The 10,322-nt window shown below is 36.6% G+C and carries 10 protein-coding genes and 1 riboswitch; of the genes, 1 reads left to right on the top strand and 9 read right to left on the bottom strand.

Annotated elements, in window-relative coordinates; all coding sequences use genetic code 11:
* Positions 1–291: 291 nt before the first annotated feature.
* From racE to MJG50_RS21745, 7 genes are all read right to left on the bottom strand, one after another.
* Complete coding sequence (gene racE / locus MJG50_RS21775) at positions 292–1,086, bottom strand: glutamate racemase (RefSeq protein WP_240257879.1); 795 nt, start codon at positions 1,084–1,086, stop codon at positions 292–294.
* 9 nt (positions 1,087–1,095) lie between these two features.
* Complete coding sequence (locus tag MJG50_RS21770; RefSeq protein ID WP_240257878.1) at positions 1,096–1,548, bottom strand: MarR family winged helix-turn-helix transcriptional regulator; 453 nt, start codon at positions 1,546–1,548, stop codon at positions 1,096–1,098.
* A gap of 153 nt (positions 1,549–1,701) precedes the next feature.
* Positions 1,702–1,926 carry a spore germination transcription factor GerE gene (gene gerE / locus MJG50_RS21765; protein WP_077619002.1) on the bottom strand — a complete coding sequence of 75 codons (225 nt, stop codon included), beginning with the start codon at positions 1,924–1,926 and terminating at the stop codon, positions 1,702–1,704.
* A gap of 160 nt (positions 1,927–2,086) precedes the next feature.
* The gene (locus MJG50_RS21760) at positions 2,087–2,557 is read right to left on the bottom strand and encodes an acyl-CoA thioesterase (protein WP_240257877.1); all 471 of its coding nucleotides are present in this window, start codon (positions 2,555–2,557) and stop codon (positions 2,087–2,089) included.
* Positions 2,558–2,644: 87 nt separating this feature from the next.
* Complete coding sequence (gene sdhB / locus MJG50_RS21755; RefSeq protein WP_240257876.1) at positions 2,645–3,418, bottom strand: succinate dehydrogenase iron-sulfur subunit; 774 nt, start codon at positions 3,416–3,418, stop codon at positions 2,645–2,647.
* Between the two features lie 3 nt (positions 3,419–3,421).
* Positions 3,422–5,194: a succinate dehydrogenase flavoprotein subunit gene (gene sdhA / locus MJG50_RS21750; protein ID WP_240257875.1), complete on the bottom strand. Its 1,773-nt coding sequence runs from the start codon at positions 5,192–5,194 to the stop codon at positions 3,422–3,424.
* Between the two features lie 106 nt (positions 5,195–5,300).
* On the bottom strand, positions 5,301–5,915 hold the full coding sequence (locus tag MJG50_RS21745) for a succinate dehydrogenase cytochrome b558 subunit (protein WP_240257874.1): 615 nt from the start codon (positions 5,913–5,915) through the stop codon (positions 5,301–5,303).
* A gap of 399 nt (positions 5,916–6,314) precedes the next feature.
* On the opposite strand from MJG50_RS21745, the gene MJG50_RS21740 reads away from it, so the two are divergent.
* Positions 6,315–6,770 (top strand): YslB family protein, encoded by a 456-nt coding sequence (locus MJG50_RS21740; RefSeq protein WP_240257873.1) that lies wholly within the window; start codon positions 6,315–6,317, stop codon positions 6,768–6,770.
* A gap of 45 nt (positions 6,771–6,815) precedes the next feature.
* Here MJG50_RS21740 and MJG50_RS21735 read toward each other — a convergent pair whose 3' ends face one another.
* A complete protein-coding gene (locus MJG50_RS21735; RefSeq protein WP_240257872.1) occupies positions 6,816–8,060 on the bottom strand; it encodes an aspartate kinase in 1,245 nt (414 codons plus the stop codon).
* A gap of 101 nt (positions 8,061–8,161) precedes the next feature.
* A riboswitch (Lysine riboswitch) is annotated at positions 8,162–8,338 on the bottom strand.
* Between the two features lie 65 nt (positions 8,339–8,403).
* Entirely contained in the window at positions 8,404–10,176 is a 1,773-nt protein-coding gene (gene uvrC, locus MJG50_RS21730; RefSeq protein ID WP_240257871.1) for an excinuclease ABC subunit UvrC, read from the bottom strand.
* Between the last annotated feature and the right edge of the window lie 146 nt (positions 10,177–10,322).

Raw genomic sequence — 10,322 nt, 5'->3', positions numbered from 1 at the left:
TGCTCATCAACAGTTGCCACTTTTTTACTCCCAGTGAGGTGATTCAGTGCTTTGCGCATCACCAGTTTACAATTTTTCACTCTCGGTGAGGTGATTCACCACGTTACACATCACCAGTTTACAATTTTTTACTCTCGGTGAGGTGATTCACCACGTTGCACATCACCAGTTTACAATTTTTTACTCTCGGTGAGGCGATTCATCACTTTGCTCATCAACATTTTCCACTTTTCCCCTCCCCGTAAGTCGTTTCAGCGCCCTAAATTAAAAAAAGCTCCCATCTGGGAACTTTTATAAGTGAACCGATTTCACATTATTAACGGGGTGTTCAAATAATTTAGATGCAATTTTTTGAAATATCTCTTTTTCACCAGTCGTTAAAAATAAATGCTCTGCTTCATTTTTTCCTTTATTAAGTAGACCACTATAGTATAGTACGGTACTTACTTCACGAGCTGTTTCCGCACCTGAGTCTATAAGGTTAATTCGATTTCCTAAGTATGCTTGTATCGTTGGTCGAAGTAAAGGATAATGGGTGCAGCCTAATATTAGAGTATCAAGTTCTTTGCCCTTGAATGTTTCTAATGATTCAGCAACAATCACGTCCGCATCTTCACCCTCGAACTCCCCACTTTCGACAAGTGGAACAAAACGTGGACATGGCAAACTCTCTACCTTGACACGGTTATTAATTGATTTGAGTGCTGTTTCATATGCACCACTCTTAATTGTATTCACAGTTCCGATTACGCCGATATTATGGTTTTTCGTCACCTTAAGTGCAGTTCTGGCACCTGGAAACACCACTCCAATAACAGGTATTGGCAGTTCAGATTGAATTTCATCCAAAGCAATTGCTGCAGCCGTGTTACATGCAATAACTAGCATTTTTATATCAAATGATAATAAATAATTAACCAATTCCCATGTAAATTGACGGACTTCTTCTCGCGGTCTTGGACCATATGGACATCTTGCTGTATCACCCAAATAAATTGTATTTTCCTTTGGTAATTGCCTTATGATTTCCCTTGCAACCGTTAAACCGCCAACCCCTGAGTCTATAATTCCGATTGGTCTATTCAAAAGATCGCCTCATTCTACTCGCATTTCTTGATGTAATTTCTTAAGGTTTGTCTCGAGAAGAACAACTTCATCATGTGTAAAGTTTTCCATAATCTGATGAAGATAGTCTTGACGTTTTTTAATTACCTCTTCGATAATTCTTTCGCCCTCTTCTAGTAGATGTATTCTAACGACACGACGGTCATTAGGATCTTTAACTCGCATTACTAGTTGATTTCTTTCCATCCGATCTACTAAATCAGTTGTTGTACTGCAAGCCAAAAACATTTTATTTGATAATTCTCCAATTGTCATATCGCCATCTTCTAGCAGCCATTGAAGCGCTAAAAATTGTGGAGTCGTAATAGTAAAATTACTTAATATCTCCCGGCCTTTTTGTTTAATAATCCCGGAAATATAACGTAATGATTTTTCGATATCCGCAACTACCTTTTGATCTTTTGCATTCTCTATTAAAGCCATAACATCCCCCTCCTCATAAAAAGACAGTCCTACCTATATTTCTTTTATTTTCTACTTTTTTTATGTAAAATGCAAGCATGGATATTTTATATCCCATCCGTTAATAAATAAGTAACCGGCTACCCTACAAATGTAAAGTTTAGCCGGTAATACTTAAAGTTCAAGTTCTCCCATACGAAGGAGCTCTACAACTGCTTGAGAACGCCCCTTGACTCCAAGCTTCTGCATCGCATTCGATATGTGGTTACGAACCGTTTTTTCGCTTATGAATAGTTCATTCGCGATATCTTTCGTTGTTTTGTCTTGAACAAGTAATTCAAAAACTTCTCTCTCTCTTTTGGTTAGTAGCGGTTTTGGTTGAAATTCTTTCTCCTTCAAGTATTGTAACCCTCCTTGCTAAGGTTCGAGCTGAACGATTGGATGGGTATATATTTAGTCATCATATACTATGAAAAGGAGAGGTTTGCTGTGACTTATTTCTACGTCTATTGTACTTATTTATGCGTCTATTTTTCTATGCAAAAACTAAATTGAATTATTATTGAGTACAATGACGATTTGTATTTTCGGCAATGATTTGCTTCATTTCATCGGACCACTGCTCACCCCTGCCAGTAATTGTGGAAACTTGAACCATTGTCCCTCTTCCCGTAAAGCACAGAGACCCGTCTTTCCCCTCCGCCATATAGTGTATATCCAACGATGATTTTCCAACTTCATGAATTTTGACATAAAGTTTAATTTCTTCACCAAAAAATACTTGTTTGACATAATCACATTGTTGGTTAGCAACTACTGGAATATTGGTACTCGTTTCTTTCGTCCATTTTTGCATAAATCCTAAATGATTAAAGAACTCAATTCTTGCTTCCTCAAAATAAACAAATGGGACGGTATTATTCAAATGGCCGAACATATCTGTTTCTGAAAAACGAACTTTTATAGGATGATAAAAAGTAAATGACTTCTTCCATGTATCGATATCATTTATATATGCTATTTGTTTCATGTAGGTAGTCCTTTCTATATCTATTGATTAACAAGTTCTATAAATCTATAAAAAAAGGCTCCTCCAATTTAATGAAGGAGCAATTTTTTATACTTGGTCACTTCCAAAGAAGTTTTTGAACGATTGAATTGTTGCGTCACGATTGACTGCAGCAATTGAAGTTGTAATTGGAATCCCTTTTGGACATGATTGAACACAGTTTTGTGAGTTTCCACAGCCTTGCATTCCACCGTCTTCCATAAATGCATTTAAACGTTCGGCCTTATTCATTTCACCAGTAGGATGAGCGTTAAATAAGCGAACTTGGTTAAATACGGCAGGTCCCATAAAGTCTGATTTACTATTAACATTTGGACACGCTTCGAGACATACTCCACATGTCATGCATTTTGATAACTCATATGCCCATTGACGTTTTGGCTCCGGCATACGTGGTCCAGGACCTAAGTCATATGTTCCATCAATTGGAATCCAAGCTTTAACCTTTTTCAATGAATCAAACATTCTGCTACGATCAACCATAAGGTCACGAACAACAGGAAATGTTCTCATTGGTTCGAGTCTGATCGGTTGTGTAAGTTGGTCAACAAGTGCAGAGCATGATTGACGTGGTTTCCCATTAATAATCATCGAACAAGCACCGCAAACTTCTTCTAAACAGTTCATTTCCCAAGATACTGGAGAAACTTTTTCCCCTTTAATATTGACTGGATTACGGCGAAATTCCATTAATGCTGAGATTACATTCATATTTGGACGATATGGAACTTCAAATTCTTCCTGATAAGGGGTGGAATCAGGAGTATCTTGACGACTAATAATGAATCTAACCATTTTTGTTTTAGTTGCAGTTTCAGACATCTCTTATTTCTCCCCTTTCGCATCTGATTTTTTCTTCGAATAGTCACGTAAACGTGGCTTAATTAGAGAAGTGTCTACTTCTTGATAATGGAAATCTGGTTTTGATTTTGCATCAACAAACTTAGCCATTGTAGTTTTCAAGAAATCCTCATCATTTCGATCAGGGAATTCTGGTTTGTAGTGAGCACCGCGGCTTTCATTACGATTATATGCACCAATTGTAATTACACGTGCTAATTGAAGCATATTTTGTAATTGGCGTGTGAATGTAGCACCTTGGTTACTCCATTTAGCCGTATCATTAATATTAATGTTTTGGTAACGCTCAAGTAGTTCTTGGAGCTTTTCATCAGTTTTTAAAAGTCTATCATTATGGCGTACAACCGTAACATTCGCTGTCATCCATTCTCCCAACTCTTTATGAAGAACATATGCATTTTCTGTCCCATTCAGAGACATAATATTGTTCCATTTCTCTGCTTGTTCCTTTTCATGACGTTCGAATAGAGAAGATGGTAAAGAGTCAACACTCTTCTTAAGTCCACTAACATATTTAAGAGCATTTGGTCCAGCAACCATACCACCATAAATAGCTGATAGTAACGAGTTTGCACCAAGTCGGTTCGCACCATGTTGTGAATAATCACATTCACCTGCAGCAAATAAGCCAGGAATACTTGTCATTTGATCATAATCAACCCATAATCCACCCATTGAATAATGAACTGCAGGGAAGATTTTCATCGGAATTTTACGTGGATCGTCGCCCATGAATTTCTCATAGATTTCTATAATCCCACCAAGTTTAACATCTAATTCATGAGGATCTTTATGTGATAAATCAAGATAAACCATATTCTCCCCATTGATACCTAGTTTTTGATTTACACAAACATCAAAAATTTCACGAGTCGCAATATCACGTGTAACAAGGTTACCATATGCAGGATATTTTTCTTCTAGGAAGTACCATGGCTTACCATCTTTGTACGTCCAAATTCGTCCTCCTTCACCACGTGCAGACTCACTCATTAGGCGAAGTTTGTCATCACCAGGAATTGCTGTAGGGTGAATTTGGATGAATTCACCATTTGCATAATATGCACCTTGTTGATAAACAATAGATGCTGCAGAACCAGTATTAATAACTGAATTAGTTGATTTTCCAAAAATAATTCCAGGTCCACCTGATGCCATAATAACAGCATCTGCAGGGAATGATTTAATTTCCATTGATTGTAGATTTTGAGCAACTACACCGCGGCAAACTCCTTCATCATCTACGATTACACCTAAGAACTCCCAACCCTCATACTTAGTCACTAATCCAGCAACCTCATGACGTCGAACTTGCTCGTCCAGTGCATATAATAATTGTTGGCCAGTTGTTGCACCAGCAAATGCTGTACGATGATATTCAGTTCCACCGAAACGACGGAAATCAAGTAATCCTTCTGGTGTACGGTTAAACATAACACCCATTCGATCTAATAAATGTATAATACCAGGAGCTGCTTCAGCCATTGCTTTTACTGGTGGCTGATTTGCTAAAAAGTCCCCACCATATACGGTATCATCGAAGTGTTCCCACGGGGAATCTCCTTCACCTTTTGTATTAACCGCACCATTTATTCCACCTTGAGCACAAACAGAGTGAGAACGTTTAACTGGTACTAATGAGAATAAATCAATCTGTGCGCCTTCTTCTGCTGCTTTAATAGTTGCCATTAGACCAGCTAATCCACCGCCGACAACGATTATTTTTCCTTTACCCAAAATAATTCACTCCCCAATAAAAAGACCGTTCAAATGTATAACCGAACGCTCCAATATTTTCAGTTATAGAGGTGTCCTAAATAACTTGAACACGTATAGACTTATATTAAACGAAAGCTAAAATTGCACGAATGCCTACGATTGATAATAAGATAAAAATGCCTAATGTAACATATGTTAAAATCTTTTGTGAACGTGGAGTGATTGTAAGACCCCAGCTAACACAGAACGACCATAAACCATTTGAAAAGTGGAAAATAGTTGAGATTACACCAACGAAATAAAGTATAAGCATTATTGGTGAAGCAAAAATTTCATGCATCATATCATAGCTAACTTCAGGTTGTGTACCAATTGCAATTGCTAGTCTTGTTTGCCATACATGCCACACGATAAAAATTAATGTGATGACTCCCGTCACACGTTGGAGTAAAAACATCCAGTTACGAAAATGACCATGCCTGCTCACATTATTTTTAGCTGTGAATGCAATATAAAGTCCGTAAACTGCGTGATACAATAATGGTAAAAAGATTACAACAATTTCTAACACATAGCGAAACGGAAGATTTTCCATAAATTTCGCTGCTTTGTTAAAGGATTCCGGACCGTTTGTCGCAAAGTGATTCACTACTAAATGCTGAATTAAAAATACTCCGACAGGAATAACACCTAATAATGAATGAAGTCTGCGGCTAAAAAACTCTCGATTACCTGCCATTCTTTACCCCCCTTAGTAAATACACAGCACCACTGTAATTGATCAAACAATTACCATATGGTACTTTTTCTAAAATAATTTCATCCCCATTTAATTATGAAAAAGGACTACTTGATAAAATGAAAACCTTTGCATTATATTGTATACTCTGCCCTTGCTGATTTTCTTTTATCAGTATAATGTAACAAATACATTTTACTCCCATAAAGTAAGAGCGTCAAGGAAACACGTACACAAATTATACATAGAATTGATAATATTTTTTCACAATTTACGGTACCTTCACTCTAATTCCCTATTTATTACCATAACTTTGTGTGACAAAAAGAAACAAAATATTACATGTGTTTCTTTCCCATCCATGTTATATAATAAAGGTTGGAGAAAGAGGGGAATCACATGAATAATGAAAACATCAATCAGCTTAAAGAATTTTCCAACGAACAAATGGTTTCTGTTTTTGGCTATGAACTAATTAGAGAAATTTTACTTCCAGATATACTTGGAAAAGAAACACCACAACTTCTTTATTGGGGTGGTAAAAATCTTGCTCGAAAATTCCCCTTACCTACCCTTGAAGAGATTGTTTCTTTTTTTTCAGATGCGGGATGGGGTCAATTAACTATTGAAAAAAGTGAAAAAAATCATATGGAATTTCATTTAACAAGTGAAATGATTTCAACACGATTCAAGCATAAGGATACGATGACATATCAACTTGAATCAGGCTTTCTTGCACAACAAATCCAGCAACAGCGTGGTCAATTAACAGAAAGCTATGAACAACAGAAGAAAAGAGCAAATAAAGTGATCTTCACTGTAAAATGGGACCAAAAAGACATTACTGAAGATTAAATGGGATAAGACCTGCTGAAATTAGCAGGTCTTTTTAGTCCATTTTTAAGCTCTTACTTGTGTTTTTTCTTGTGCAATTGATGATAAATTAAAAGCATTGTGAAGCGCTTCTACTGCCTTAACCATATTTTGTTGCTCCACAACAGTAGATACTTTAATTTCTGAAGTGCTTACCATTTTTACTTGTATTTCTTCATTAGCTAGCACTTGGAACATATCAGCCGCAACACCTGGATTTGAGACCATGCCTGACCCAACAATTGATACTTTTGCTAATCCACCTTCATGTTGAATTTCATCAAAACGAAGTAGTTCTTTATTGCTCTCTAATACCCCAATCGTATCCCGAAGATCATCCGTTTTCACGGAGAATGATATATTTGTTTTATCATGAGCATACGTGCTTTGAATGATTATATCTACGTTAATTCCATGCTTAGCAAGTGTGCCAAATATCGTTGAAAGTGTTTGTAACCCATTCGGTAATCCACAAACAGTTACTCTAGTGACCTGATCTTCAAAAGCAATTCCCCTTACAACAAGATTCTTCTCCATTGAAACTTCCTCCTCAATGATTGTTCCATTTTCATATTCTATGCTCGAACGAACCTCTAGTGGCATTTCATAGTTTTTTGCGAATTCAACTGCTCTTGGATGAAGAACACCTGCACCCAAGTTTGCAAGTTCCAGCATTTCATCATATGAAATAGATTGTAGTTTTCTAGCAGACGTAACATAACGAGGGTCCGTTGTAAAAACACCAGTAACATCCGTATAAATATCGCATTTTTCAGCTTTAAGTGCTGCAGCAAGTGCAACAGCTGTAGTGTCAGATCCACCACGACCTAATGTAGTGATTTCACCATTAGCACTTACTCCCTGAAATCCAGCAACAACAACTATTTTTTGCTCATCAAGACTCTGTTTTACCCTTGAAATATCAATATCGGTGATTCGCGCATTGCTATGTAGAGATTCAGTTTGAATGCCTGCTTGCCAGCCTGTATAAGAAATGGCATCATAGCCTTTTTCTAGTAACGCAATGGATAGTAAGGCAATTGTAACCTGTTCGCCAGTACTGAGAAGCATATCCATCTCACGCTTGCTTGGTGAGCTACTAATATCCGCTGCAAGACCAACTAATTGATCAGTCGTTTTTCCCATTGCTGATACAACAACTACAACTTGATTCCCTGCATTTACCTCTTGAATAATTCTGTTTGCCACATGAATAATTCGTTCTGGTGAACCAACTGATGTTCCACCAAATTTTTGAACAATAATTCCCATTTGTATACCCCTTCCTTATTCAACCCCTTTAGTTATAAAAAAACAGCAATGAGAGGATTCTCTCATTGCTGTGATAACGCTAAATTTACAATCGTGTCACATCGTGAGATAGCTCTCCAAGATTAGTATCCTGACAATCCTATATTTCTTAAACATAGGACCAGCAAAAAAAGGTATGAGACTTTTTTCACTTCGGCGACCTTTCCTTTCTGCATTGTTCTTCAGGGCTCATCCCCCTACCAATACATACTATTAAAGCTCGCACCTCTATCGTCACTTCAATGTAATGAAGTGTCTTATGAAATTATTTTGAATTATATCAGACGATTTTGAAAATAGCAACCTATTGCTGTAATTTTTCAAAAATTAACTCAGCTGTAGATCGTGGAATATTTGCCTTTTGAATATCTTCAATGCTCGCCTCTTTCATTTTTTTAATTGATCCAAAATGCTTTAATAGTCCCTTTTTACGTTTATCTCCAACCCCAGGTATGTCATCAAGTACTGATTGAAATGCGCTTTTCCCACGGACTTGTCGATGGAATGTGATAGCAAAACGATGGACCTCATCCTGAATTCGTTGTAATAAATAAAATTCCTGACTATTTCTAGGTAATTCAACAACTGTTAACGGATCACCGATTAATAATTCAGATGTTCGATGCTTTTCATCCTTTGCCAAACCAGCTATAGGTACATCTAATCCAAGTTCATTTTCTAAAACATCTTTAACTGCGCCTATATGCCCTTTTCCTCCATCAATGATAATTAGGTCTGGAAGAGGTAAATTCTCCTTCAATACCCGGCTATACCTTCTTCTTACAACCTCCCTCATTGATTCGTAGTCATCTGGCCCTTCTACTGACTTGATTTTATATTTGCGATATTCCTTCTTATCAGGCTTTCCATCCGTAAAAACAACCATTGCCGAAACTGGGTCCGTACCTTGAATATTTGAATTATCGAATGCTTCAATTCGATGTGGCGTATAAATTCCAATCGCATTCCCTAGATTTTCAATCGCTTTTATCGTTCTTTCCTCGTCCCGTTCAATTAAAACAAATTTTTCATTCAACGCAATTTTAGCATTTTTACTTGCAAGATCAATTAATTGTTTCTTCTTTCCTTTGCTCGGTTGTTGTACAGCTATTTGTAATAATTGTTCGACAATTTCTTTATCGATTGAACTTGGAAGAAGTACCTCTTTAGGTTTGAAATGATTATTTTTAGTATAAAATTGCCCAAGATAGGTTAAAAAGTCTTCCTCGGGTTCATTGTAAAATGGGAAAAGAGAGACATCACGTTCAATTAGCTTACCTTGTCTTATAAAAAATACTTGAACACACATCCAACCTTTATCATAGGAAAATCCAAAAACATCTCGATCAATAAAGTCATTCATCGTCATCTTTTGTTTTTCCATTGTTGTTTCGATATTTGAAATTTGGTCACGATATTCCTTTGCCCGTTCAAAATCTAATTCCTCTGATGCTTTAAGCATCTTCTCTGTTAATTCCTCTTTAATTTCCTTATAGCCACCATTTAAAAACCGGATAATATCATCGACCATTTTTTTATTTGTTTCCTCTGGTATGACATTTACACATGGTGCGAGGCACTGCCCGATATGATAATAAAGACATACCTTATCTGGTAGGGTTGTACACTTGCGTAATGGATAAATCCGATCAAGTAGTTTTTTTGTTTCAGTTGCTGCTTGTACATTTGGATAAGGTCCGAAATACTTCCCTTTATCCTTTTTCACATTACGAGTAATGATAAGCCGCGGTTCTTTTTCAGCAGTTATTTTTATAAATGGATAGGTCTTATCATCTTTAAGCATAATATTGTATTTTGGATCATGCTTTTTAATTAAATTTATTTCTAAAAGCAATGCTTCAATATTAGATGAAGTTACAATATATTCGAAGTCCTCTATTTCATTCACAAGTCTTAATGTTTTTCCATCATGTGAACCGGTGAAATAAGAACGAACACGGTTTTTTAAAACCTTGGCTTTCCCTACGTATATTATTGTTCCTTGACGATCCTTCATTAAATAGCAGCCAGGCTGATCTGGTAATATCGCTAATTTCTCTTTGAGGTTATTATTCATGGTCAACCACTCCATTATCATGGTTATTCGTATTCTACATTTTATCATGTTTTCGAAGGTTTAGGGTTGTAAAATTTAGTAAATCAAACACAATCGAGTAGAGTGAACGAATCGGAATTTTGATTCGTTCGACCCTCTCACACCAC

The organism is Fredinandcohnia quinoae (genome assembly GCF_022427965.1).
GTDB lineage: Bacteria > Bacillota > Bacilli > Bacillales > Bacillaceae_L > Ferdinandcohnia > Ferdinandcohnia quinoae.
The sequence above is the reverse complement of the archived record's forward strand: the minus strand, read 5'-3'. Positions and strand labels throughout refer to the sequence as shown.

What these genes read in the sequence shown, in the direction of transcription:
- sdhB (WP_240257876.1), bottom strand. Translation starts at nt 3,418, where the DNA reads ATGTCTGAAACTGCAACTAAAACAAAAATGGTTAGATTCATTATTAGT.
- MJG50_RS21740 (WP_240257873.1), top strand. Translation starts at nt 6,315, where the DNA reads ATGAATAATGAAAACATCAATCAGCTTAAAGAATTTTCCAACGAACAA.
- MJG50_RS21760 (WP_240257877.1), bottom strand. Translation starts at nt 2,557, where the DNA reads ATGAAACAAATAGCATATATAAATGATATCGATACATGGAAGAAGTCA.
- MJG50_RS21745 (WP_240257874.1), bottom strand. Translation starts at nt 5,915, where the DNA reads ATGGCAGGTAATCGAGAGTTTTTTAGCCGCAGACTTCATTCATTATTA.
- uvrC (WP_240257871.1), bottom strand. Translation starts at nt 10,176, where the DNA reads ATGAATAATAACCTCAAAGAGAAATTAGCGATATTACCAGATCAGCCT.
- MJG50_RS21735 (WP_240257872.1), bottom strand. Translation starts at nt 8,060, where the DNA reads ATGGGAATTATTGTTCAAAAATTTGGTGGAACATCAGTTGGTTCACCA.
- MJG50_RS21770 (WP_240257878.1), bottom strand. Translation starts at nt 1,548, where the DNA reads ATGGCTTTAATAGAGAATGCAAAAGATCAAAAGGTAGTTGCGGATATC.